This window comes from Streptococcus suis, assembly GCF_002960425.1.
GTDB lineage: Bacteria > Bacillota > Bacilli > Lactobacillales > Streptococcaceae > Streptococcus > Streptococcus suis_S.
The window spans coordinates 1-25,464 of the sequence record NZ_POIZ01000006.1 but is presented as its reverse complement, the minus strand read 5'-3'; the positions used below and the strand labels follow the sequence as shown (position 1 = coordinate 25,464).

General features: G+C 40.2%; 21 protein-coding genes. 2 read left to right on the top strand and 19 right to left on the bottom strand.

Annotated elements, in window-relative coordinates:
* From C1G57_RS00455 to C1G57_RS00425, 7 genes are all read right to left on the bottom strand, one after another.
* Nucleotides 1–113 (bottom strand): rRNA adenine N-6-methyltransferase family protein (locus C1G57_RS00455; RefSeq protein WP_214609655.1); only part of this gene is annotated, 113 nt, incomplete at its 3' end.
* A gap of 124 nt (nt 114–237) precedes the next feature.
* The gene (locus C1G57_RS00450; protein WP_013641314.1) at nt 238–321 is read right to left on the bottom strand and encodes a 23S rRNA methyltransferase attenuation leader peptide; all 84 of its coding nucleotides are present in this window, start codon (nt 319–321) and stop codon (nt 238–240) included.
* Nucleotides 322–341: 20 nt separating this feature from the next.
* A complete protein-coding gene (locus C1G57_RS00445; RefSeq protein ID WP_024410551.1) occupies nt 342–506 on the bottom strand; it encodes a peptide-binding protein in 165 nt (54 codons plus the stop codon).
* An 88-nt stretch (nt 507–594) separates the two neighbouring features.
* Nucleotides 595–6,519 carry an SNF2-related protein gene (locus tag C1G57_RS00440; RefSeq protein WP_105113281.1) on the bottom strand — a complete coding sequence of 1,975 codons (5,925 nt, stop codon included), beginning with the start codon at nt 6,517–6,519 and terminating at the stop codon, nt 595–597.
* Between the two features lie 48 nt (nt 6,520–6,567).
* Complete coding sequence (locus tag C1G57_RS00435; protein ID WP_105113280.1) at nt 6,568–7,119, bottom strand: hypothetical protein; 552 nt, start codon at nt 7,117–7,119, stop codon at nt 6,568–6,570.
* A complete protein-coding gene (locus C1G57_RS00430) occupies nt 7,103–7,294 on the bottom strand; it encodes a calcium-binding protein (protein WP_001068448.1) in 192 nt (63 codons plus the stop codon). The genes C1G57_RS00435 and C1G57_RS00430 overlap by 17 nt, the downstream gene beginning before the upstream one ends.
* Nucleotides 7,295–12,190 (bottom strand): SspB-related isopeptide-forming adhesin, encoded by a 4,896-nt coding sequence (locus tag C1G57_RS00425; RefSeq protein ID WP_105113279.1) that lies wholly within the window; start codon nt 12,188–12,190, stop codon nt 7,295–7,297.
* A 278-nt stretch (nt 12,191–12,468) separates the two neighbouring features.
* Between C1G57_RS00425 and C1G57_RS00415 the strand changes: the two genes are divergently transcribed.
* Complete coding sequence (locus tag C1G57_RS00415) at nt 12,469–13,059, top strand: type IV toxin-antitoxin system AbiEi family antitoxin domain-containing protein (protein ID WP_000037237.1); 591 nt, start codon at nt 12,469–12,471, stop codon at nt 13,057–13,059.
* Nucleotides 13,056–13,901: a nucleotidyl transferase AbiEii/AbiGii toxin family protein gene (locus tag C1G57_RS00410; RefSeq protein WP_105113278.1), complete on the top strand. Its 846-nt coding sequence runs from the start codon at nt 13,056–13,058 to the stop codon at nt 13,899–13,901. Before C1G57_RS00415 ends, C1G57_RS00410 begins: the two co-directional genes overlap by 4 nt.
* Before the next feature lie 61 nt (nt 13,902–13,962).
* Here C1G57_RS00410 and C1G57_RS00405 read toward each other — a convergent pair whose 3' ends face one another.
* The 12 genes from C1G57_RS00405 to C1G57_RS00350 form a co-directional block, all read right to left on the bottom strand.
* The gene (locus C1G57_RS00405) at nt 13,963–16,764 is read right to left on the bottom strand and encodes a phage tail tip lysozyme (RefSeq protein WP_105113277.1); all 2,802 of its coding nucleotides are present in this window, start codon (nt 16,762–16,764) and stop codon (nt 13,963–13,965) included.
* 1 nt (nt 16,765) lies between these two features.
* Entirely contained in the window at nt 16,766–19,117 is a 2,352-nt protein-coding gene (locus C1G57_RS00400; protein WP_161941002.1) for a VirB4-like conjugal transfer ATPase, CD1110 family, read from the bottom strand.
* A complete protein-coding gene (locus tag C1G57_RS00395) occupies nt 19,074–19,427 on the bottom strand; it encodes a PrgI family protein (protein ID WP_001097577.1) in 354 nt (117 codons plus the stop codon). Before C1G57_RS00395 ends, C1G57_RS00400 begins: the two co-directional genes overlap by 44 nt.
* A 61-nt stretch (nt 19,428–19,488) precedes the next feature.
* The gene (locus C1G57_RS00390; protein WP_014636634.1) at nt 19,489–20,343 is read right to left on the bottom strand and encodes a conjugal transfer protein TrbL; all 855 of its coding nucleotides are present in this window, start codon (nt 20,341–20,343) and stop codon (nt 19,489–19,491) included.
* 18 nt (nt 20,344–20,361) lie between these two features.
* A complete protein-coding gene (locus C1G57_RS00385; RefSeq protein WP_001072182.1) occupies nt 20,362–20,604 on the bottom strand; it encodes a hypothetical protein in 243 nt (80 codons plus the stop codon).
* Nucleotides 20,605–20,621: 17 nt separating this feature from the next.
* The gene (locus C1G57_RS00380; protein WP_105113276.1) at nt 20,622–22,439 is read right to left on the bottom strand and encodes a VirD4-like conjugal transfer protein, CD1115 family; all 1,818 of its coding nucleotides are present in this window, start codon (nt 22,437–22,439) and stop codon (nt 20,622–20,624) included.
* A complete protein-coding gene (locus C1G57_RS00375; RefSeq protein WP_105113275.1) occupies nt 22,439–22,927 on the bottom strand; it encodes a hypothetical protein in 489 nt (162 codons plus the stop codon). Before C1G57_RS00375 ends, C1G57_RS00380 begins: the two co-directional genes overlap by 1 nt.
* Before the next feature lie 77 nt (nt 22,928–23,004).
* Entirely contained in the window at nt 23,005–23,589 is a 585-nt protein-coding gene (locus tag C1G57_RS00370) for a CPBP family intramembrane glutamic endopeptidase (RefSeq protein WP_105113274.1), read from the bottom strand.
* A gap of 2 nt (nt 23,590–23,591) precedes the next feature.
* A complete protein-coding gene (locus C1G57_RS00365) occupies nt 23,592–23,825 on the bottom strand; it encodes a hypothetical protein (RefSeq protein WP_001005708.1) in 234 nt (77 codons plus the stop codon).
* A gap of 8 nt (nt 23,826–23,833) precedes the next feature.
* Nucleotides 23,834–24,217, bottom strand: a complete 384-nt coding sequence (locus tag C1G57_RS00360) for an arsenate reductase (RefSeq protein WP_024376091.1) — start codon at nt 24,215–24,217, stop codon at nt 23,834–23,836.
* A gap of 10 nt (nt 24,218–24,227) precedes the next feature.
* Nucleotides 24,228–24,656 (bottom strand): hypothetical protein, encoded by a 429-nt coding sequence (locus C1G57_RS00355; protein ID WP_105113273.1) that lies wholly within the window; start codon nt 24,654–24,656, stop codon nt 24,228–24,230.
* On the bottom strand, nt 24,640–25,464 hold an 825-nt coding region (locus tag C1G57_RS00350), incomplete at its 5' end, for a DNA cytosine methyltransferase (RefSeq protein WP_193434473.1). The genes C1G57_RS00350 and C1G57_RS00355, both read right to left, overlap by 17 nt.

The window sequence follows — 25,464 nt, the reverse complement described above, 5'->3', positions numbered from 1 at the left end:
GTTCCAATTTCGTAAACGGTATCGGTTTCTTTTAAATTCAATTGTTTTATTATTTGGTTGAGTACTTTTTCACTCGTTAAAAAGTTTTGAGAATATTTTATATTTTTGTTCATTTAATCACTCCTGAAGTGATTACATCTATAAACAAATACAGAAGTTAAACGATTTGTTTGTAATTTTAGTTATCTGTTTAAAAAGTCATAAGATTAGTCACTGGTAGGAATTAATCTAACGTATTTATTTATCTGCGTAATCACTGTTTTTAGTCTGTTTCAAAACAGTAGATGTTTTATCTACATTACGCATTTTGAATACCAACATGACGAATCCCTCCTTCTTAATTACAAATTTTTAGCATCTAATTTAACTTCAATTCCTATTATACAAAATTTTAAGATATGGTGCAAGTCAGCACGAACACGAACCGTCTTATCTCCCATTATATCTTTTTTTGCACTGATTGGTGTATCATTTCGTTTTTCTTTTTGTGCGCCTAAATTTCCCACAATCACTCACTTCTTTCTATTTCTTCTTATTCTTATTTTATCATCAACAATCACAAATCACTTGTGATTTGTGATAAGTGATTTGTGATTAATATATCACATTCTTTTTTATTTTGAATGTCCGCAAAATCCGTCCTACATCAGACGGCCTCCAGGGAACGTCTAAATGGTGGACTGCTTTCATACGTGATTGGACGTTTAATCCTGTTCCCCCTTTTTCCGTAGAAGCCATGAGAATCCGTACTTCTCCGCTATTGACCTTTCTAGACAGTAAGTTTTTTTTTTCATCAGTATTGGCATCATGCACAAAGGCAATTTCTTCTTTTGGTATCCCTCGATCGACAAGCAAGTCCTTAAGTTCATTGTAAACATCAAATCCTTCTTCCTTACTTTTAGGCGTTCCAATATCAGAGAAAATCATCTGAGTGGCTTTGTCTTCAGCTCCTTCACGGTAAATCCGCTCGACATTATCAACGACTTGAAGGATTTTCTCATTGTCTGATAAGGTATAAGCAGGGTCAATCAACCGCATATCAATGGCTAGTTTTCTAGCTTCCCCGGTTATCTTTAACATATTATCTCTACTTGGATCGACACTACCTGACTTGATAGCGTCTGAACGCTCTACCAGTTCTTCTAAATAGTATTTCTGAGCTTGCGTTAACTCGCTTTCCACCGCAATAATCTTAGCTTCAGGTACAGGTAAATCAAGCATATCAGAAGTCTGAATATCGGCGGTTTCCTTGTAGATTCGCATGAGTTCAGGCAAATTGACAAATTTCTTAAACCGTTTCTTAGGTTGGTATTTATCACCTGTCGGGGCTAGTTCCATAGAGTTTTCGATATTCCCAAAAGCCCCAACCCATGAGTCAAAATTGGATACCTGATATCGTTCCAAAACATCAGGTTGAATGTAATTCATCATGGTGAAAAGTTCACTAATAGAGTTAGAAACTGGCGTTCCTGTCGCAAAAACGACATTTCTATCTCCATGTTCTGCCTGAACCTGTCTCACCTTCATCTCCATATCTACGTTCTTTTTTGAAGTGGTGTTGGTAATGCCAGCGACATTTCCAAGTCCAGTAATTGGACGGATATTCTTGAAGTGATGAGCCTCATCCACAAAGAGAAAATCAATGCCAAGGTTTTCAAATTCAATAAAGGTATCCCGCTCCAGTTTTTGGAGTTCTTCTAATTGGTGCTCTAGTCCCTTAATCGAACGCTCTGCTTCTTTCACCGTATAATCAGAGTCACTTCCTAGCTTGATTTCTCTGAGTTGTTCAAGTTTGTCATTGATATAGGTGACCTGTTTTTCACGACTCATCGGTATCTTCTCAAATTGTGAATCTCCAATGACAATGGCATCATAGTCCCCTGTGATAATACGTGATACAAACTGTTTGCGTTTAGCTTTGGCAAAATCTTTCTTGGTGGTCACATAGACTTTTTTGGTTGGGAAAAATTTCATGATTTCTTGACCAAACTGAGCAGTCAAACTAGAAGGAACCACATAGAGAGGTTTATGTACCATTCCGAGTTCTTTCAACTTGAAGCCAGCTCCAAGCATGGTCAAGGTTTTTCCAGACCCTACCTCATGGGCTAGTAGAGCACGTTTTTCCTCGACAATTCGTTGAATGGCATTCTTTTGGTGAGGACGTAAGGAGATATTCTGAGCAAGTCCATCAATGGTTAAATGACTACCATCATAGGACTTTGATACCGTACGATTGTAGAGCCTATTATAGGTGTCTTCAATCATTTGTTGGACTTCTGGATACCTTGCTACAAAACCTTGAAAGAGTTCTTGTAGGTGTGTTTCCTTGGCACGTAGGACTGTTGTTTTCTCTACATCCGTCACATTCTTTTTCTTATCTCCTTCAACAACTTGTTTTGTGATCGTTGGTTGATTGGAATTCAGGAGATTTTCAAAGATTTTTCGACCACTATCATAGCGTGAAGCAGGGACACCTAAACTCCTATCCGTTGCGTTGGAATAGGTGTAGGCAAACTTAGATTGGTAAGTGATAACCCCGTCAATGGGACTGACCTCAAGGACTGTTGCTACTTCTTGGTCTGACAGTTCATAGACTTTCCCCTTAAAGGTTTCTTGGGCAAATTTTCCGTAAACAGACAAAGGAATCCAGCGTGAACCGATTCGAAAATCAATGTCTGCCAAAGTAATACGTGCTGGTTTGATAGCTTCTAAAAGTCCTGCATAATGTGACCAGTTAAAGTCCTGATTGTATTGTTTGACGAATAGATCTACCACTTCTAATTTACTAACGACATCCCCTGACAGAAAGTCTTGGCGAGAAACATAGGTCAATTCTCCATTCAAATACTTCTCTGGATCAGGCATAATGAGGTCGCCTAACTCCTCAATCAAGTTCATCTTCGATTCAACCTGATAGATAGACATCATATAATCGAAATCAACACCTCGTCCGTCAGCCAAACTCGAATTTAAGGCATCAAGGGCAGTATGTACCTTTTTAACCTCTTTTTCAGGACGCACTAAAGCCTTCTCAAATGCAAGGGATTTAGTATAGATAACAGACTTTCCACTTGGATCCAGACGTTCATCTTCCAAACTAGCAAGAAGCGAATACTTGTCATCACTATCGAAAAGATTGCGATTCACTGCACTATTCAAATACCCATAGTGTTTGACAAAGCTATCATAGGTACGATTGAGGTTGCCTAACAAGTGGTTAAAGCTCTCCTTATCATAGTCATAATAGCGTTGAATGGCAATGACTTCTTGGTAAGCATTGCGAATATCGACCATTCCTTTGATTCGTGCCACTTCTTTATCTGACAAAGGAGCTTCATAGAAAACTGTCTTTTTATAATAGCCCTTAAACTGACCACGTTTAGCTGCATCATCGGTCACATAGACATCCAGAGCAGTGCTATCTGTAACTTCTAAGCTATTAAATCTATCAATCTGTTTTTGAGAATGCTTGGTGTCCCATGCTTTGAAGTTACCCTCTTCATCGACATAGTAACTGATTTCTTCCGTCTTGGTTCCGACTCGAATGCCTTTATTATCTCGATAGTAGACCGTAGCACCCTGGTAACCAAAACTGTACTGACCCAGATTCTCCCTCATTTCAACTGGAATGGAGGTATCAATGACTTGTTTGGTCAACACATTTGGATTAATGATGACCTCATTTCTATCAATCTTTCTTGGGGCTTTTACTTGATGTAGAGCTGTTTCAACACTTGCAATCAAGTCATCACTAGTCCCCTTAACAGAAAGTGTTCCGCCATTAAAATTTCTGACCACGTAGGTTCCTAGCACCTGGCTATTGTATTCCCCATCAAAATAAGGATTGAGCCAAATGCGACTATCCTTATCATAACGAATGGAACCTGAAAAGGCTAAGTCGTCTGCCACATATCCCTTGTCTAAGTGTTTCTGAAAGAATAACATATCCGTTGTGACACTCGTTCCCGCAATGGCCTTAAAGGCAGAATCAGGCAGTCGAACCCCACCAAGAAATTCAGTTGTCTCACGAATATCTTGTAAGATGTTTTCTGTTCGCTTATCCATAGTTCCTGTGGAAGAGATAATCGCTACTTGTCCACCATCATGGACCAAATCAAGTGACTTTTTGATAAAGTAGTCATGAATCATATAAGGCTTATCGTACCTGTTATCCGCAATTCGTATATTGGCAAAGGGCACATTTGAAATCACCAAATCAAAACTATTGTCGTTAAAAGCCACCGTCTCAAAACCCTTAATTTCAATATGACTATTGGGATGAAGGTGTTTGGCAATAGCTCCTGTAATAGTATCTAATTCCACACCATATAACTCACTCTTTTCTCTTAAGTGTTTTGGCATAGCCGCAAAAAAATTCCCTGTTCCCATGGAAGGATCTAGGATTTTGCCACCTGTAAAACCATCTCTTTCCAACTTATCCCACATCTGACGGATCAGTGCTGGGTCTGTGTAATAGGCTGTCAGAGAGGACTGTTTCATATCCGAATACTCTTTATCTGTGACTAGGCTTTTCAGTTCTTCTCGTTCCTTAGAAAATTTTGGATTATAGTCATCAAAAAATTCATTGGCTAGTCCACCCCAGCCTACATACTTGGCAAGGAGTTCTTGTTCACTTGGTGAAGCATTGCGGTGCCCTACTTCTAGATTTTTTACCAAACGAATAGCCGCAATGTTTGTCTCAACCTTATCTCTAGCAGTCTTTGGATAAAAGTCCGTCATATCTTCTGGAAAATAAAAGTCCGTTACTGGAATCTCTGGAATTGTTTCGACGACTACCTCTTCAGGAATTTGACTATCTGTTTCTTCAAGATCAGTATCGTTTTGACCTTTTTCAGAACCATCGGGTTCCAATAGTCCAATACTCTGAACTGGCTCCTCTTCCAGAAATGAAAAAAGATTTAGTTCTTGGTCCGCTTCTTCTAACTCTGTTTGTTTTTCTGCCTTTGGCTGATGAAGTGCCTGACTGACTTCTTCCCAGGTCCTCAAATAAAGAACTGGATTTTGTTCAATGATATCCGAAAAATCATTAACTAACTCAATCCGAATCAAACCGTTCAATCGAGCATCGCTGACCGACATGACCTCAAAGTCCTGTCCCTTATAGGAAACCAATGACCCCAGAGGATAAGTGTCCAAGACTCTCTGGACTAGTGGATTTTCCACTAACTCTTCATCAACCACTACTTTCGACTCAGCTTTCTCTAGCTTGCTTTTCCAATCTCTGAGGGTTAAATCTGGCTGATTACCTTTATCTTTTTCAAATTGCTCCGCGTCTTCTCTGCTAAGTTCTTGGTGTAAAAAGGCGTAGGCAACTTGTCGCAGCTCTTCAATGGAAAGCTGGCTACCAAAGAAAAATTCAACCTTTTCATGACTTAGTCCCATTTGGAGTAGTTCTGTCGCAAGGGCTAGTTGAGTTACCGAGGCTTTGGGATAACCACCTAGTAAAGCAAGGTCTGCATTTTTTAAACGAAAACGACCTGCTGCATCCAATAAAATACCGACTCGGTCTGGGTCAAACTGAGATAAATCAATCCCTAGCTGAGTCAATTTTTCTTGATTTTCTATCCTAATGGCTTGTCCAATTTTTTCTAATTCCTTTTCTTCGACTGTAGTCAGCGTTCGTTTCAGCTCATAGGGACTGCCATCAGCTTCGAGATAAGTAAGTAATTCCTCGCCATCAAAGACTGGTGTCATTTCCATCTCTGTGTCAAAATCACCTCGTCTAAAACTTGGGACTTTGGAACGTTCATTTCGAATATGGTCAAAATATGTTAGAATCTCAAATTTACGTCGTAAGGATAACTCTTCATAAGCTGGCAGATGACTGGTTTTTCCTATTTGAACATCTAGTTGAGACAAATCTACATCCAAACTAGCAATAACCAGAGAGCCCTCTTCTCGAAAAGATATTGCTTGATTACTACTCACTTTGTGCTCATCAACAGTTTCTTCATTTTCTAGAACTGTTTCATCAACTCCTGTTTCAAGCTCAGGCTCGTAAGTCAATAGAAACTGCTCAATATCTCGGCTGATTCGATCCGCTAAATTATTAGCCACACGATACACATTGACCAAATTAGCTCCCCTACTCTTTTGTAATAGAGAATCTGGTGAAATAGTTTGGTAGTGTCCATTTGAGTCTAATAGTTGAAAACGAGTGGCCAGATTGAACAAGGCCACTTCAATCACCAAGTCTTTTTCAGACGTCGATAGTTTGTCAAGTTTTTGGAGACCAGTTTGGCCGAATACTTGTGTATAGGTCAATAGATCATGAGCAGTATCATAAGGACTAGCCTGAACAAAAGCTGAAACATCTGTCTCAAAGTGAAGTACCTGAACAGGTCTTTTGAATTCCTGCCTATTGGTCATAAACTGATAAACGAGACTATCCCACTCCTCATCAAAATGCTCTGCTTGGTAATATAAAAACGCCTCAAGCAGGGCTCTATCACGAGGAATGCTGGCTCTCATCATTTGTAGTAAGACTTCTTGATTCATTTTCCCTCCCATTTTAAAAGGGCTGAGAGTTTTTCTCAGCCCTTTGCGTTAATCTAGGACCAAGGCTCGTTGGTCTCTTTCTTGTGAAATACCTTCCATTACAGTTGCCACATAGTGTTGTAAGAAATGACTTTTCTGGTCTAGTAAATCTTTTTGCAAGGCAAGGTGAACCAAATCTCCAAAATAATCCTGACTGGAAATAGCCAAGTCCTGTTGAATCATGGCCTGTAAGGTTTCAAGGCTAAGTGGTGAATAATCAACACTATCCAAAACCTCATACTGTTCCAAGGTGTCTGAGAGACTATTTGAGGACATTAAATCCATAATAAAACTAGAACCTTCACCTGTTCGGTACAACTTTTCCAGAATGTCAGTCATATCTGCCTGTACTTCATCCTGATAACTATCCACTTTAACTCGTAGCTCATCACTAATCAAGGATAGGTCATCTTCATCCATATAATCTTGATAAACCTGATTGAGGATTGTTCTATCAGAAATACTTAATTCCAAAGAGAGAAAGGCTTTGATAAACTCTTGGTAATCGACCTTCTCCATTTCAGACAAAGCCTCTTTCATGGTGTCAAAGTTCCAAGCCATCACACAACTCCTTTTGTGGGACTAGTGGTGAATGTCCAGATTGTAGCTCTTCTAAATCAGCTTGACCATCACCATCTGTGTCAACAGACTGCGGATTGGTTCCCAAAGCTAGTTCCTGAGCATCTGTCAAACCATCTTGGTCTGAATCCTTTTCATAAATAGTTTTTGGATTCATCTACTTCTCCTCCTTTTTCTTCAGTCCATAAGCCGTACCAAGTAGAATACCAGCTCCAATCAAGCCCAAAAGGGATTCCTGTTCCCCTGTATTTGGTAAAACGCTAGCTGGAACAGGCGGTTCAATAGTCTCAATTGGTGGTTGAGGTGGTGTGGGTTGATTTGGACTTGGTTCTTCAGGTTGAGGTGTATGTGTTACAACTGTATTTGAGCTGATGACATAGCCATTCACTGTATGAAGGTAGGTATTCTCCACCTGACCAGTCGCAATCCGTTTCATCTGCAGGTAAACATCTGCCTGAAAGGCTGAATCATCAGAGATAGTCTCTAAGAAGGATTTATCAAATGAAATTGACACTAGGCCATTTTCTGTATCCACCTGTTGCAAGGTATATTTCGTGACTTCTGTCCCCTCTTTTAAGACAGAACCGTCTTTGAGGATGACATCCGTCATCAGATAGCTGCGATAAACACCATTATACTCATCATGCTTTTCATCATAGTTATCTTCAAAACCATATTCAAATAAATCAGTCGCACGATTGCTTGGAATCAATGCTCCAACCAAGCGATAGTTAAAGGTTTGATGCAAGGCGACTTCTTTTCCATCAAGGCTGTCATCTTTATGAGACAAGTCAATTACCACATCTTTTTGTGGGTCTAGTTTGGGAACATTATTGACCACTGTTTCCGTGACATAGGCCAAGCCAAAATCAATCTGATAGGCTGTATTTTCATACTGACCACCTGTTTTGGTCAACTCATTTTTTACCGTCATCGGAAGCGTGACAACTAAGGTTTGACCAGTCTTCACATAGGTATCATAATAGGCTTTTGGATCATCGCTACTAAGAACTTGAATGGCTCCTTTAGGTGTAAACTGACGTTTAGCCATGGCATCTTGGACGACTTTCGGAGCTTCTGACAAACTAGCGTAGGTGCTGACGGAGATACCAGATACACGATTGCCATCCTTATCCAAAACTTGAATGCCATCAGGAATTAGGGTAAGGGCTTCTTCTGGGTAATCGTCTACCATGTAAAATCCCTTGGCAAGAACATCATCCGTCACGACCATGTCCTTGTATTGACTGTAATCCAAGACAATTTTGTAATAATTGACCGTATTCGGAAGAACAGTCTTTCCATCAATTGAAATACCTTCTTGGTTGGTATTAGACTTATGTGGAGTTACTTTAGGGACAAAATTGGTTACCGTGTTGGTTTCATAGGCTTGCCCAAAGTCCACCTGATAAGCCACGTTTTCATAAGACTTCCCTGAATTAAGCATGGTTTCCAAAACTGTCATCGGAGTGACAATGGTAATATTCTCCCCCTTGGTCACATAAGATTCAAAAAAGGCTTGTGGGTCCTCAGGCATGAAAACTTGAAAAGCTCCTTTAGGCTGAATTTTTTGTTTCGAAAGGGCTGCTTGTAGCGTTTTAGGAGCTTCAGTTAATTGAGAATAAGACTTCACCGTGATTCCTGAAACTGTTTTGCCATCAGATGTGACAAACTGAATAGCTGCTTCATCCGGTAATAAAGCTTCTTCTGGATAATCATCCACAAAGTAAAAACCTTGTGCAATCTGAGAGTTGTCTGCTTTAATCCCTCGGTATTGGTCCAAATCCCATGAGAGAGTATAGTGATTTTGAGTTCCCACTAGCATGGGCTTCCCATTGATGTCTACTTTGTCTTTATTGAGGTTTTGTTTCTTGGGTTCTGGAGAAACAAGGGTGTTGGTCACTTCCTTGGTTTCATAGCCATTTCCAAAATCAACTTGATAAGCCTTGTTTGTATAGGTCTTAGTTTGACCATAGAGACTATCTTTCACCGTCATTTTGGTCAAAAGAGCTAAAGAAGTTCCTGTTTGAACATACTGGTCATAAAAGGCTTGGTTGTCATCCGGCATAAAGACTAGAAAGGCACCTGTTGGTGTAATCTTAGCACGAGCCAATTTATCTTGAAGGTCTTTAGGAGCTTCATTTAGGGAAGCATAGTTTTTAACCGTAATTCCTGATACCTTCTGATCGTCAAGGGTTGTAACAGCCGTGCCATTTTCCACCACATCAAGCACTTCCTCTGGGTAATCGTCCACAAAGAAGAAGCCTCGTGCAATTGTCTCTTTTGCAGAACGATCTCCCTTATACTGGTCCAAATCCCAAATCAATCGGTAGTGGTTGGTTGTGCCAAGGGCTACGACCGTGTCATTAATGAGGACACCGTCCGCATTTTCATTGTTTTTATCTGGTGTAATGAGTGTAGTTGTCTCCCCATCACCTGGTGTACGAACCGTTACAACATTTGAAGTGACTGTGTAAGCATTGTTTGTGCCCTTGTTCAAAAGGAGTTTGTAACTATTGGAATAGGTTGCCCCATCATTTTGAACAGAACCATAGAGTTTTGGAGCGGTCAGTTGATAAACCTTGGTTAAATCTTTATTTACCTCCTGCAACAAGTTTTCCTTTGCAGTTAAGGTCACAAAATTCTTAGTCTCATCAAAGCCAAGGACATAGTTTCCATTCTCTTTTTGTGTTGTTTCCTTATCAAAGAGGTAACCAGCAGGCAAGTAGTCCTCAAAAATGAGACTAGTCGTTTGGGCACGATTGGGCGATAAGGCATCAACTGTTAAGGGATAAATCACCGTTGAATCTTTTGCGACAGTTTTCTCATGAAGATTAGCTTGGTCACTATTGACTACTTCTTTCATAATCTCTGGAGTTGTCGTCAAACGATACGCATGATAATGGACAGTCGGAACTTGTGGTGGCGTTGGAAGTTCTTTTGGAATAGGTTTGACAGGTAAGGTTACTTTGGTCAAGGACAGACTAGGCTGCACCACTTCTTCCAAAGGCTTTGGCGTAAAGGTTACAGGCTTTTCTGGTGTAAATGTTATAGGAGTAAAGACATCTGGTGTTACCGTAATAGGTTCTGGAACGGGTTCAAGATCCACCGTTACATGAGGTTTGGGACTATAAGGTGTCACTGTACGTGCAACTGGTAGGGTATTTAAGGCGAACCAGTATGACAAGCCAACATTCTGTGGCATATCGCCTTGCCCAAAGGTGACTGTGTAGGTATTTCCTGATGTAACTGTTGAGACAATAGCTCCTTTATAAGCATAACGACTTGATGTGGTATCCCATTCCTCAGGTAAATTCAAATCACTTGCACGGTTGGAACCCAAAGAACGCGCTAGACCTTCATTAGTCACTTGAACGGTAGAACCATTAATCGGAACAAATTTCCCAGATGAATCTTTAACATATTCTAAACCAATGTCATTATGATTGAGGGAAGAATGTGTGAAGACTCCTGGCTTTTCTTTGGAGAAGGTAACCTGCGTTCCGTCTTCCAAGAAATACTTGGCAACTACACGAAACTCCATCCTGTCTGTTCGCCAGTCACCGTTTCCGTCATTTCGATAGGCAATAAAGCCCTCGGTTGGATCATTTGGCACAACCAATTTCACGGCATTGGTTCCAGCTGGTGATACTAGGTTGGTAATATCGTAAGTCACACGGCTAATCTTTTTCCTATCAAATCGTGCATTTTGAAGATTTTGATAATTAAAACTAAGAGTCTCACCTGTTTTGAAGCTGTCATAGACAAAGAATCCTGTTGAATCCAAAATTCTTGAGTAGCCACCCAGCAAAGCATCGCCAGTTGAAATGATTTGATTAGGATTTCGGGTAATTGCTCCATGTTGTGCTTGGGGTTCACCGTTATTGAGATTGAGGGCTTGAGCAAGGGCTTCAGAAATATAACCTTCTTCACCTTTTGAAATCTCGGCCAAATCACGTTGATAGCATTCCAATTCTTTGGCATTATAGGCATCAATCGCTTCATTCTCTTTTCTGACTGCGGCTTCTTTTTCTTTATTACGTTTGGTAATAGCTTCAATCTCGGCTGCACGATCTGAAACTAATTGTTGTTTCTCCTGATTAGCTTGATCTACTGCGGCTTGACCTGCACGGTTTTCAGCATCAACAGCTGCTTGACCCGCCTTATTACGCCTTTCAATGGCTTCATTATCTGCCTTTGCCTTAGCAAGTCCAGCTTCATTTTCTTTTTGAATGACCTGATTTTTCGCAACAATTTCATCTGCCTTGGTTTTCTTTGTTAGATAATCCGCTACAGCTTGTTCGTTAGTTGATTGAATGGTTTCAACAGCCTTGCCATAGTTTGTATAGTCTAGTACAGCTGTCCCATTTCCTGATGAAACTACTTGTTCATTTACTGTCACATCAGCATCTGCATACCGAGTTTTTAGGTCATTGACTTTAGTATCAACCCAAGCATTTGTCTCTTTACCAGTTTGGTTGACCCCTTCGTAGGCCTGTGACAGCTCCTTATTTTCTTGTTCAATGCGGGCTTTATTCGATTCGTATGTCGCTTTGTCAGCTTTGTAGGTTTCAGTAACTTCATTGATAGCCTCAACTTGGTTTTGGGCATCTACTTCTGCTTTTGAAATTTGTTGGCTGGTTTCTGTCGCAGAAGTTGTATTTCCCAAATCCATTGGGCTATCTTCATCTGTAGAAACACCTTCAGCCTTGGCCTCTTCAACTGCTTGTGTTACCGTATCATGTGGTACGGTGACAGCAATCGCTCCATTAGATTGTCCAGTTGACCCTAAACTTTCAGTTTGTTCAGAAACAGGGGTTGGTTGTGTTTCTGGTAAATTCGTAGCTGGATTTTCTGTTCGTTGGATGTTGGTGTCAACTGATGATGTGACTTCATCAGCATGTGCAACCGTTCCTCCCCAAGCAACAACAGCTGTCACCATGGTTCCAAGGGCAACGGAACATAGAGTGCGATATTTTTTACTCTTGCGAAAGACGTGTTTCTCGCCTTTTTCCTGATTGACAAGAAAGTGATGATTACATGTTTTGGTCATAAATAGTCCTTCTTTTCTTTTTTATGTAGCAACAAACTGTCACTCTTTATTAGATACGAGGGCGTTAAGCGAGCACGACAAAAATAGGAGTTTTGACGAAGAACTTTCCGTTCTAGGAGAAACTCTCTTTTTTGTACAGCTCGTAGCCCAAGTTCAATACCATCATAAAAAAGAAGGCTTGATTTTGTTATCACAATAAAATGAGGGAAAAGAAAATGTTGCTTTTATACCACAAATATTGTAAAATTGTAGTGTAAAAGCAACAAGTGGGAGGCCGTATGTCAAAAAAAGAGATTCTACTCGATTTTATAGAAAAGAACAATGGAATTGTCACAAACAAAGATTGTAAAGCACTAGGTATTCCAACAATATATCTGACAAGACTAGAGAAAGAAGGCATTATCTTCCGAGTTGAAAAAGGTATTTTCCTAACCCAAAACGGAGACTATGATGAATACTACTTCTTTCAATATCGTTTTCCTAAGGCTATTTTCTCTTATATTTCGGCACTGTATCTACAACAGTTTACAGATGAAATTCCACAATATTTTGATGTGACAGTTCCTAGAGGCTACCGCTTTAATACTCCTCCAGCTAATCTAAATATTCACTTTGTCTCTAAAGAATACAGCGAGCTGGGAATGACTACTGTACCTACTCCTTTGGGAAACAACGTAAGGGTATATGATTTTGAACGTATTATTTGTGATTTTGTAATACATCGAGAAAAGATTGATTCCGAACTCTTTGTCAAGACACTTCAATCTTATGGGAACTATCCTAAAAAAAATCTAGCAAAACTCTATGAATATGCGACAAAAATGAATACTTTAGAAAAAGTTAAACAAACTCTGGAGGTTCTAATATGAACAAAGCTAAATTAACAGCACTCTGTCATAAAATATCAAAGAATACTGGTTTAACCTTTAATTCCGTCATGACCTATTACTTCCTAGAAGTCATTTTGAAAAAATTAAGTCAAAGTTCTTATTCAAATCACTATATCTTCAAAGGAGGATTCCTACTTTCGAATGTCATCGGAGTTGAATCTCGTAGCACTGTTGATATTGACTTTTTATTCCATCAAATAACACTCTCAGAAGAAACTGTTAAACAGCAACTCAAGGAAATTTTAGCAGATTCCGAAGAAGGTATATCTTTTGTGATTCAATCAATCACAGCTATTAAAGAAAGTGATGACTATGGTGGCTATCGAGCAACAATTTCGTGCCAACTTGAGAATATTAAACAAGTTATCCATTTGGATATTGCGACAGGTGATGTTGTAACTCCTCAGCCGATTACATACGACTATAAAGCTATTTTTGATGAAGACAATTTTCCAATCATTGCTTATACAATTGAAACAATTCTAGCTGAAAAACTTCAAACCATCTATTCACGTAACTTCTTGAACAGTAGAAGCAAAGATTTTTACGATGTTTATATTCTTTCCAAACTGAAGAAAGAAGACATTGACTTCATTCAGTTGAGAAATGCCTGTCAGAGAACATTTTCATATCGCGAAACAGAACTCGATTTTGTAAAGATTATTGAACTACTCGAGAGGTTCAAATCTGACCCTATTCAGAATAAACAATGGCAAAATTATTCAAAAAAATATAGCTATACAAAAGGGATTTCACTTACAGATGTTCTTGATGAGATGATTCGTCTCATAACAGTTCTCATTTCTATAAATTCTGATTAATCGTGACAAAAAAACACAAAAGATATGCTAACATTTATTCATTTTGTTAGCATATCCTTTTTTATTTCGTCGTATAAGCAAAACTCAAGCTACTATCCACTCCAGATAATTTACGGAAGGTGTAGTTGGGATTGCCATTGTAATTGGTTTCGGAGATAAGGAATGAGCCATCTGGGTAGACTTTTTCGACGAAAGCCACATGTCCGTATTCTGTTGGGGTGCCATGTCCTCCTCCCGCAAAGGAAAGTATAGCTCCTTCTTGTGGACTTGTCCCTGTCTCTCCACCGAGACTTGCGGCTGTTCGTACCCAATCTTGGCCATTGCCCATTGTACTGATAATTGGAATCTTCTCACCATTTTTACCTTTGAGTTTTAGCCCCAGTTGGTTGATACGGGCTGCAACTCCCCAAGTACATTGGCCGTAGGCATACCCCATACCGTCACCACCTCCTGGAATAGAGTTTTCAAAAAGGTCTCCTCGTACAGCTTCAAGTGCTTTTGGATCACTTTGTGCTGTCCCACCGTTTGGTTGACTAAAACCTTTTTCAATTTGGTAATACCACTCACTTGCTCGTGTTTGACGTTCAAGTAGCTTATCTCCACTATTTCCTTCCCAGTAAATGAGAAAGAGTTGGGCAAGACTAGCTGGACTTCCTGAATTTTTGAAAAAGTCCTTTAACCAGTTGGTGTAATAAGGACTATCCCCATGCAACATGAAATCCAGTTGTAAGCCTAAGTCATACCACTTTTGATGTTTTCCTTTGGCATATTCCAACAATAAAGTATGTCTGCGTGACCCATCCGCGGTATCTGTCCATTGGCCTAAGCCTAAACCACGTTTGAGAATATTTGGGTAACGTCCATTGTATATAGTTGGACCATTAAGTGAGAGCCAGCCCTCATCATCCCACGAACTGTCTGTCGCACCAATAGGGGGAGATAGATAGTCGCCCTCGGCACGTTTCGGGTTGATGGAGGATTCTACCGACCAGTTACCTAGAATGGCTGCAATAGCTTGATTGGTCACACCCTTACTTTTAAGATAATCATAAATAGCCTTGGCTCTCTCGAACTCATCGCCGCCAAACTGACCGATAGTTGGAAGAATGGTGGTCTGAACCTGGATCACTTTTGGAAAGTAGAAAGCTGGATTGACATAGACTAGCTTATCCGTGTCATCATCAACCTTTTGATAGGTGACTTTTAGACCCGTTCCGTCTTTGGTCTGACCAATAATATCTCCTGCCAAGACTTGTTGATTTTCACTCACACGACCTGAATGAATGCCAAACAAGGTTAGTTTAGTCTTATTCACTCCCTTACCAGATGTCAAAATAATATTCTCTCCATCAAGAGATACCTTACCATCCATAGGAGACACAATGACTTGACCTTCTTTTGCTTCTAAGATGATATGGTGATGAAGCGTTGGTTTCTCATCAATGACCTCATAACCATACCGGTAGGTCATGTTTAAGCTATCCTCATCGGTCTGTCCCTGAAAGGGATTGTCCAATTCTTGAAGGGATAAATAGTTGCCTTCTTCGGTCAATTCCTTTAGTTCTTCCTGGTCCTCATCAGACAGCTTGTAAGCAGGTTCTTTATATAAGTCAGACATGGATTTAATAGAATCTCCACCATTTAAGTCCGTCCACACCTGACTGAGAAATACTTTGTAGGTCGTACCACCTGTTTCCATGAAATCGTCAAGCTGGTAGTCTTGGTATTGATGATTCATGTAAACCATAATCTCATCAATCTTGGTGTAATAGGTAATGCCCTTATCGTTGATTCTAGTATGCTCCGCATCTTCCCACGTCATGTGGGTATAGGCCTTGGTCAACTCCATCTCATCTTGTTGAATGACACTACTACCTGAAACACTCATGAAAAAGCTCATCATCAAAAGGAGTATCAAGAGAAGGCCTGAGACAATCCAAGTCAAAGGATTTCCCGCAAGGACAGAAAAGAAAGTCATACTTCCCTTAATGGCTTGGACGATTCCTTTGATACCTGCGACACTTTGTTTTCTCACATGCTTTAAAAAGGTCTGGTAACGTCTTCTTGGTTTAAGAGGTTTCTGGCGTGTGAATCCTTTTCCCTTTTTGAAGTTCTGGAATCGTTCCTTTCCATGAGAAAATTTTGTTTTGGTAAACCTCACACCTGTCTGTCCACTTTTTACTACCACCTTACCTGCTTGAAAGGTAAACCTTCCATAGCGTCTGGCTTTCAAACTAATATCCTTCATGGATCTTAGACCATCTAAATCATCCTCCTGTGCTATCAGGTCAAGGGATTCAGATGCAACTAAGCCTAATCCAACTTTGACTTTGGTAGAGTTTTTCTTAGTCTTTTGGACTTTCTTGAGTTGTTTAACCTCACGCTTGGCAGAACTTACGTCTTTTTCTGCACTTAGTCGATCAAATGATTTTTCTTGGTGAAACTGAAAGCGAGACTTCGGGGAAGGATTTTCTTTTTGGAAAGTAAACTTGGGATTAACTGCCTTTTGCTTCTCACTTAGTTTCACTTCTGACAAATGTTTTCTTGCAGTCCGCAAACGCTCTTGAGCTTGAGGAAGTCGATAGTTCTTGATTTCCTTTACCTTCAACAGTCTAGGAGAAACATAGGTAATTTCCTTTAGGAACTTCTCTTCTGCTTCCTTTTGGCTACTGAGTAGATTTCCTTTTATCTCTGTTTTCTTTTCCTGAAAAAGAGAATTTTGGGCTGGTTTTCGAAATCGTCCTTTTTTAGGAACAGTCTGTTTTAAGGCTCTAACTTCTTTCCGATAATGCATACGGGCTGATTTTAAGTTGCTTCGAAAGTTTTGCCTAGCATGTTTGACTAGCTTTTTATCCTCTTTCATCTCATGTCCTCATTTTTTCAGGGTCCGTACTCATGATGTCAAAGAGCTTGGTGTGTTGTGGAATCTTATTTTTAAATGGAACAACGGTTGAACCGGCCTTGATTAGCCCAGCACCTTTTTCAGGATTGACCAAGTATTTCTCCAGTTCCTTGGAAAGTCCAAGCATATGCACCAATTCTTCTCGATCGCTCTTAGCCTGTTTTAAAAGAATCATGAACTCGCTATTGGCAATAATGCGTCTGCCGTTGGCATCCAAAAGAAGCGTTTCTACATTCTGAGTAATGCCTGTCGGTATCGCCCCATACTTACGGACACGACTCCAAAGTTTAAAGAAGAAATCAGAGGCATACTTGTCCAATAAGAGAAGCTGCATTTCATCAAAGTAAATCCAGGTCTTCTTCCCTAGCTTTTGGTTTTTGACCACCCGATTCCAAATTTGGTCAAAGATAACCATGAGGGCAATTTGTTTTAATTCATCGCCTAACTTTTTGACATTGTAAATCAGGAAATGACTGTCTGTTTTAATATTGGTCCGATGTGAAAATATGTCCAGCGACCCTTCCACATAGAGTTCCATATCCAGTGCCAAGTCCTTAGCTTCCTGTTCAGGTTGTTGAGCTAAGACAAAGACCCATTCGACCAAGGACGGTGTGTCAAAATGCTTATAAGTGAGTCTTGTCACACGGTCAATCAAGGACTTTTCACGACCATCCATTTTACGGTCCAAGAGCTTTCCAATCCAAGACAAGAGAAATTCGGACTTGACCTTAACCGGATCCTCATCCATATTCTCATCAGATAGATCTAAGACATTTAAGAAGGTGGTAGAATCTGGGGCAATATCAATACTCTCCCCACCAAAGGCTTGACCGATAATACTGTACTCATTTTCTGGGTCAACAATAATAATTTCAGTATCACTATCTGCTTCCTTGAGCTTAGTTGAGATGATTTCATGTTTTGTCGCCATCCCTTTGCCAGCTCCAGAAGTCCCTAAAATCAAACCTGACGGAGTATTTAACTTGCCACGGTCAATACTGATGATATTACTTGAGATTTGATTGATGCCATAAAATTTCCCACCCTTGTCCTGAATATCTACGGAAGTCCAAGGGGCATTCACGGCAATGTTTGAAGTCAATAGAGACCGAGAAATACCTTCGAGATAGTTCTTCCCAAATGGCAAGAGACTATTAAAGGCAGCTTCTTGCATATAGGTCAAGTTATCGATAATCATATCATTTGACCCAGCCACTTGCTTGATAATATCAAGAGATTGTTTGAGTTGGTCTTCAGTATCCGCCAGCACGCCAATTAGAAATACGGTGTCAAACAGTTTATCTCCTGTTTGAGTCATGGTTTGAAGAAGAGCCTCAGCTTCATCAATATTGTTTTCAAGAACATGCCCGACCTTCTCCAAATAGATTCCAGTCCGAGCCATCTTTTGTTGTTCACCAATCTTTTGTGATTCCATCAAGGTCTTCTTGGTTCGCAGCTTGGTCATGGTTTCAGACTTGGTAGAGCCTTTAGCATGTAGGCTAATCATCACTTCTAAATCTGACTGCATGAGGTCACGAATAAATTTATCCCCTAACTCCATGCCATAGTCACGAACATAAACAATCTGTAATAATCGATCGTCCAATTCAATATGATTCTTGTGTTTAAAGGAAAGGTAGGTTGGGGCAATAAAGTGTTTGGTGGATTGACCTGAGAGGGTCAAATCCTTGTAAGAAAACGGTAAATGATTTTCACCTCGTAACATATCCGCAAGGACATTCACTCGCTCCTCTCCACCAAGTAAACCAAGAGATACATCAATCTCTGAAAAGCCACTTTTGAAATATTCTCCAATTTGTGACAGAGAACGAAAAGCTAGTTTTGGTGTTTGGTCGCTCTTGCCAAATGAAAGAAACTTGACAGCTGAAAAGTTGTTCTCACCCGCCTCTAAGTTGGCATTCATCATGCGATTCAATTCATCACGATAAGCATCAAACCCATCTTCCTGTAAGGGATAGAGAATACTCTTACGGAATTTTTCCAGATTGACCTTTTGATTGAGGATGGTCAGTTGGAAATTAGTCTTATCATCCAGTGAATTGATTAAATCGGAATATTTCTCAACAATAGCTCCCTTATCATCTAAGCCAACTGTTTGATAATTAACATCTCCTAAAAGATAGGTTTGTGAGAAATAGCTTGGACTGACCTGCATAAGGCCATTCTGAAAAAGCCCTTGATAGGCTAACGTATTTACGGTAGAAGGTCTGATCTCCTGCTTCTGAGTTTTCGTCTTTTGCTTTTTGTCATTAGAAGAGGTCTTTGGTTTCATTGAGTGTTTTAATTTTTTCACGTTGGTCTCCTTTTCTTCCAGTAAATGTGCGGTCTGGCACCGTTAGTTCATAATGAAAACGGTACTTGAGGTAGATTTCAAATGGTAAATCGTTGGGGCGATAGACCCCAAATAACATGAGTGGAATGGTAAAGCTAAAAACAAAACCATAGACAAACCAATCCCCAAATTGCCAATAAAATAGGTTCAAGCCCAATACCAAAATGGTTAGGGCGACAGCTGGAAATACAAAAATAACCTGTCTAGTTGTAAATCCTAGCCATGCCCTGTGTTGAACCTTTGAGATGTCCTTAAAGACACGAGTGTTCATAAATGTTCTCCAATCTAAGTAAGCTATAAAAAGAGGAGGCGGGCAATTTACTCCCATCCTCCTACATCCCCAAAATACTTCGGGCGGTCCGTTGACTGCCAACTAAGGCAATGATTAACAATATGGCCTGTACCAAGCCACCAAACATAATGGCGAGTGATTCCATAACTCCAGCTCCATTTGATACGGCAATCTTTCCAGCCGATTCAAACAAGGGGACAAGAGATACAATTAGAAAAATCAAAATACCTTGAACGGCATAGACCATGATGTTTTTAAGGTAACCAATCCCAACACTTCTCCAGTCATCACTAAGGAAGGTCGGAATGGTAACAGGGGCAAAAGGAATCATCAGATAGAGTTGGATAAAGCGAATGGTAATCAAGATATTGACAACCATGATGCTGGCCATTCGTACCAACCAAATGAGAATCGCAAAAAAGCCAATAATCATTTTTCCTACAATTCCAGATCCCTTAATGCCTGAAATGGTATCATAATTAGCACCACCATTCGTGACAAGACTTGCCACTTGTTCAATAACATAAGAGGCAATGGCAATAATGGCTTCCACAATAACCGTCGTATTGGTAATCACGACCGCGACCATGATGTAGCTGACAATCATAGGTGCCATGGCTTCAAAGGTCATTGCACCGCCTGAGTTTGCGATTTTCTTGGCCATTTTTGAAAATTCGAGTACAAGAACTACCGCAAGAATAGCTACTCCCAAGGGCTGCATAATCCCCTTGGTAATGGCTGTCATGTAAGACCACACCGTCGGATTAAAGTCCGCTAGTGACTTAACCAAGTTGGCGGTTGATTCTAAATCCACTTGAAACCCTTCAAAAAGGCTATCGCTAGATACTTTTTCAGAGGCTAGAAATACAAAAGGTGACGTAAAATTCATTATCATGTCATGTGCAGTCCTCCCCTAAATGGTAATCTGAGTCACAAAAGCACCAGCGGCTCCCACCATGACCCCACCAACAATTTCTAGAATGGCATTTCGGACACCTGGCCCACCATCTTTAATGTTGGTTGAAAGGTTGATAATGCCCATGACAACAAGAAAGGCTCCTACTGCAATTAAGCCTTTTTGTAATAGAGACATGGCTTGAGAGAACATGGAGCTGGCGTCCACTCCGTAAACAAAGCCTGTTAGTTTTTGATTCATATAATTCCTCATTTCTATTAATGTAGTGTCGTTTCTGTGCTTAAATCCCTTATTTTATGGCCTGACAAATCTACCTCTTCCTCAGCGGTTAGGGGATTGATATGATAGTGCCACCAGCGTACATCGGTTTCCTTATCCGCAAGCCATTTCCAATTCTTATGTTTGAGCGGAAAATATTTCTTGGTTCGAAAAACAGGAATCCCTGCAATGCGTACGAGGCACTCATCTCGTTTCATATTCCCTACTTCATCAGCCGTCATCAAGTCACGGGCAATTTTCTGGTGAGAGGTCGAACTTGAACCAGTCTGCCCAAAAGAACGACTGGTGCTTCTGACATCAACGGTTTGTTTGCCTAAAAGACCACTCATAAATTTGAAAGTTTCCTCGTCATTTCCACCCAAATAGAGGAGGCTGTCACAGTTCCCCAGTATAGTTTTCCAAGCCTCTTTTTCCTTATAAAGTCCTTGGAGTTGAGCAATATTTTGCAAGATTGGAACTAGACTCATATTCCTAGAGCGAACTGTTGAGGTTTGTTCAGCGAAGTCTGGGATTTCTCCGACATTCGCAAACTCATCCAGATAGCTTCTAACATGAATAGGCAGTTGCCCTTTAAAGTCAACATCAGCCTGTCTGGTCAAAGTGGAGAAAACCGTAGAGAAAAATAAAGCAGATAGGAAACGAAAGGTCGTATCATTGTCTGGAATAACAAGATAGACCAAGGTCTTTTGAGTGCCCCACGTTTTCAAATCCATAGTGTCTCTTTGCGTCAAATCAATCACCGATTGGATATTAAAAAGGGCAAATTTAGCTGTTGTGACCGCAATCACCGAATCCAAGGTCTTATCCTTATAGTTTTGGAAATCCGCCCAGTTTCGCATGGTAAAGTTTTCGTGACCATATTTTTTAGCATAATCTTCAAACAGGACTTCAAGAACACTTTTGTCCTGATTGTCTCCCTTTGATAAGAGTTTGATGAGTTTCCCAATCTCAGAAAAGGCTGGATAACGGCCATGCTTACGTCTTGCTTCCTGCTCTTGCTTGGAACTTCCTGGAGGATTGTAAAAATCCACCAAATAAGAGGCAATAGCTCTCACCAATGTCATGGAAGCCTCGTCCCAAAATGGATCACTGCGAGAACCAGACCCACGGGTATTGTTAAAATAGACCGTTAACATGCGGTTCAAATCATTCTCAGTTTCTACATAACGAAAGGGATTAAAACCGTCTGAATTGGTCATATTAACCAAGTCTAAAACCTTGACCTGATAACCGTTTTCTAAAAAGAGTTTACCTGTCTTCTCAGCCAAATGGTCTTTAGGATCTACGACAATATTGGAACAATTAAGTTGGATAAGGTTGGGTTTAACAAATCGAAAGGTCTTGCCTGCCCCAGAACCCCCAATGACAATCAAATTTTTATTTCGGTCAAACTGGGGTTTCTTCTTTTCCAACAAGGTTAGACGAACATCACGAGCCAAAATCGTGTCATTAAAAGGATTCTTACTGTAAAAGTTCCGCTTTTCCTTACTGGTTCCAAATCGTGCAGAACCGTATTCTTCCCCTTCTCGATAGACCTTCTGTCCTGTCGATACATAAAGATAGACTAGTGTCATCGTTAGAACCCCAAGGATAAAGGCAAGAAGAGATTTTTGAGTAAAGGAAAATAGCCATAAAGGATTGAAAACCTGATTTAACTCCTCTCCTAAGAGGTAGGCAAAACGTTCCATAGGTGGGGCATTGGTTAAACTATCATAGAGTAGGGTTAGACGATGGCAGAAATAGCCAAAGGCGAGACCCAAGAGTCCAAAGACAAATGCTTTTTGCCTGGAATACATTACAAGGTCACCTCCTTGGTTTTGACTGCCGAAAGTTCTGTCACTCTAATTTTCTCTTTGGCCAGTTCTATCTCTTGGTCCAAGGTTTTATCAAAGGTTAAACCTTCTAGCTTCTCTGGATTAGACATCAGTTTCTTCAACAATTCATCCAAGTGATGATCGAGCAAGGTCTTATCCTTGGCATAATAGTAGAGATAGTCTTTTTGCCAACTAATTGCAATTGGCAGTTTTTCTGACTCCATCAACTCCTTAAATTTCTCCACATCGATTGGCTTATCCAGTATGTCTTTACTAACATCTATCGCTTCAATTGCGTAAGGGCTTTGAAGGAGTTCTTCCAGTTTTTGAACCCCAATCTTATAAGCTGAATCTTGAGCTAAGGCTTGCCTAGCCGACCATTCTAAGAGCTTTAAGAGGGTTCTAACTGTCAATAAACTACTTCTTTCCACGTATTGCATCGCTTGACGTTCTTGTTGTTCAGATGACATGGTGACCTCCTCTTTTTTTCGATTCCCTATCAAACATAAGGTGTTTTCATAATACGGAAACACTCTTGATTTTGGTATCACAAGAAAGTTACGACATAAGCCAAACTATTCCAAAGTAAATGTAAGGCGATTACCATCATACAATCAGTTTTCAATCGAACAGCAGCCAAGGTCAAGCCAAGATAGCTATACATGAGCCAACTCCCTATCTGATTGGGTCCATGGGATAGAACGAAGAGAAAACTGGTCACGCCTATTTGTACAAAAGGGAATGTCAATTTTTCCCACAGCAATTGCCTATAAACAATCTCTTCAAGGACACTTGCATTTATTAGAAATAATAAAAAGATAATAGGAGGAACCTGTTTTCCTACTTGTAACAATACCGCTTGATTCCTAGTCTGAACTGAAGATAGGAAACTGATGAAAACTGCAAAAGCAACCATACACACAAAACCAAGAAGCAACCAACTTAGGCGATTTCTTAAGGTTATTTTTTTTGCTTGAAGAGTTTTATGACGGGCAATCTCTAAGCAAGTCACACTTAATAGGACCAATTGTAGCAAGACTATACCCTCTATTGTCAGATACTCTTTCAGGTATAAACTCACCAGAAGACCGTTAAGCTGTATGGCTAGATAAAACACCACTATCCTTATCATTGTCACCTCTTGAATAAATCTTCATAATCAATATCTAAGACTAGAACAATACGCTCAACCCATCTTGTTTGTGGCATCAGGCGATTGGATTTGTAATGTCGCAGTTTTTGATAGAGGCGATTAAACTCACTTGGATAAACATATTGACCGTTGAATACTTTGCGAGCTAGTTCTGCCCAAGTGAGGTCTTTTTCTGCCAGAATGATTTCTAAATTATCCCAAAATCGTTCATTCATCTTCACACCTACCCTGTCACTTGTTTCATCAGGCTGGCCTGAAACAGTTCTTCTTTTACCTGTCTGGGAAGAAAGGTACGCACTTCGTCTAGCCCAATAGCTGGATAGACATGATTCTGACAGACAATGAGAGGCAACCGAAGATTCTGGTCTGGCTTTTGGAGAATGAGCTGAATCATCTCATTCAAACTTATCGAATATTGACGTTTAAAGCGAAGAAATCGTGGCGATAGCAACTCAAAACAATCCGTGGTTTTCGCAAAGAGTGACAGTAAGATTTCACGGTTTACATCACACGCTTTTATACAACGATAAGTCACACCATAGGTCGTCAAAATAGTTAGTAAATCTTGATTTGTATTGGCATTATTTCCTAGATATACCTCAATCATAGGCTCCTCCTTATAGGGTTAGGCTATTTTCAACTGTTTCTTCAAGAGTTGAGAAATAGCGACTCATATCAATGGGCATCCGTCCTTCACCAAAGCACTTGACCGTCACTAAAGTCGTTAAAATGCCATCCTTTCCTCTAGCAGAATAATTTTCACCAAAGGCACGAAAGGCCAGGTGATTGTCTTTCGTCAATAGTGTATCTACACCATTTTTAATATCCCTAGTTTCCATAAAATCCGAAATCCGATGAAGATTGGATTCGTAGAATAGGGGGTCATTCATCTCTTTGTGGTAATCATCTTCAAAAGTCACCTCAAAGTCACAATCAAAATTGGGGAGCGACAGTATCTTTTGTAATAACTGATTGGTTTCAACTTGGTGAATATGTTCTTCTAATTCAGTACAATCTAGGATACTTTTCTTATGTAGTAGGTTCATGTTTTTCTTCCTCTTCCGTTCTTCTAAATTCACTGGCAATGGCTTCAATAACTGTGACAGTCACGCTATTGCCGGCCTGTTTGTATAGTTGGCTCTTACTGGAAACACTTTCTGCTTTGTCAAAAGCCCAATCAGGAAAGCCTTGAAGTCTGAAACACTCTCTTGGTGTCAGTCGTCTTATTCTCAGGCGATAAAGTTTCCCCTCTAAGACAATGCCTGTGACTTCATACCACTTATCCTGTCGATATTCCAGAGCAGCAACCACCACTCCCATATTGTCTGAAGTCGTCAGAGTATTGGATATTCCCTTTCCCACACGTCCCCTACGTTTGGTTGAGTCTGGATAAGCCAGATTGACAGAGTCTCCAAGAGTTGCCTTTGCGTAGCCTGTTTTTGTGGCTTCCTTGATTTTCAGAAATGGCAGTTCCTCCCTCAGTAAAATCTTTGGCACCTTGTCTCCACCTTGCATGGTGGTCAAAGTCGGTGACAAGCCAGATATGTCAAATACTCTTCCAGTCTGGTCAAAGCTAGTCGGCAGATTTCCTGCGACAACAACCCCGTGTCTGTCTTGACTAGTCAAAGTAAACATAGGGTCTTGATTGTCCTTAAGTCGACGACCATGTTGCCGTTTTTCTAGTCTATCTGGTGTTAAGACTGGAATGGCGATTTTAGCTCCCTCTCCTTTACCTCTTGTAAGTGTAGGAGCAAGTCCATTCGTCAGATAGACTTCACCATTCAAACCACGTTTAGAGGGATTGATATTTCCTAACCTTTCAAGATGAGCTGGGCTGTTTTCTCTTCTGAGAGG

Coding starts and splice junctions, on each gene's coding strand:
- C1G57_RS00450 (WP_013641314.1), bottom strand. CDS start 321: ATGTTGGTATTCAAAATGCGTAATGTAGATAAAACATCTACTGTTTTG.
- C1G57_RS00440 (WP_105113281.1), bottom strand. CDS start 6,519: ATGAATCAAGAAGTCTTACTACAAATGATGAGAGCCAGCATTCCTCGT.
- C1G57_RS00435 (WP_105113280.1), bottom strand. CDS start 7,119: ATGGCTTGGAACTTTGACACCATGAAAGAGGCTTTGTCTGAAATGGAG.
- C1G57_RS00430 (WP_001068448.1), bottom strand. CDS start 7,294: ATGAATCCAAAAACTATTTATGAAAAGGATTCAGACCAAGATGGTTTG.
- C1G57_RS00425 (WP_105113279.1), bottom strand. CDS start 12,190: ATGACCAAAACATGTAATCATCACTTTCTTGTCAATCAGGAAAAAGGC.
- C1G57_RS00415 (WP_000037237.1), top strand. CDS start 12,469: ATGTCAAAAAAAGAGATTCTACTCGATTTTATAGAAAAGAACAATGGA.
- C1G57_RS00410 (WP_105113278.1), top strand. CDS start 13,056: ATGAACAAAGCTAAATTAACAGCACTCTGTCATAAAATATCAAAGAAT.
- C1G57_RS00405 (WP_105113277.1), bottom strand. CDS start 16,764: ATGAAAGAGGATAAAAAGCTAGTCAAACATGCTAGGCAAAACTTTCGA.
- C1G57_RS00395 (WP_001097577.1), bottom strand. CDS start 19,427: ATGAACACTCGTGTCTTTAAGGACATCTCAAAGGTTCAACACAGGGCA.
- C1G57_RS00390 (WP_014636634.1), bottom strand. CDS start 20,343: ATGATAATGAATTTTACGTCACCTTTTGTATTTCTAGCCTCTGAAAAA.
- C1G57_RS00385 (WP_001072182.1), bottom strand. CDS start 20,604: ATGAATCAAAAACTAACAGGCTTTGTTTACGGAGTGGACGCCAGCTCC.
- C1G57_RS00380 (WP_105113276.1), bottom strand. CDS start 22,439: ATGTATTCCAGGCAAAAAGCATTTGTCTTTGGACTCTTGGGTCTCGCC.
- C1G57_RS00375 (WP_105113275.1), bottom strand. CDS start 22,927: ATGTCATCTGAACAACAAGAACGTCAAGCGATGCAATACGTGGAAAGA.
- C1G57_RS00370 (WP_105113274.1), bottom strand. CDS start 23,589: ATGATAAGGATAGTGGTGTTTTATCTAGCCATACAGCTTAACGGTCTT.
- C1G57_RS00365 (WP_001005708.1), bottom strand. CDS start 23,825: ATGAATGAACGATTTTGGGATAATTTAGAAATCATTCTGGCAGAAAAA.
- C1G57_RS00360 (WP_024376091.1), bottom strand. CDS start 24,217: ATGATTGAGGTATATCTAGGAAATAATGCCAATACAAATCAAGATTTA.
- C1G57_RS00355 (WP_105113273.1), bottom strand. CDS start 24,656: ATGAACCTACTACATAAGAAAAGTATCCTAGATTGTACTGAATTAGAA.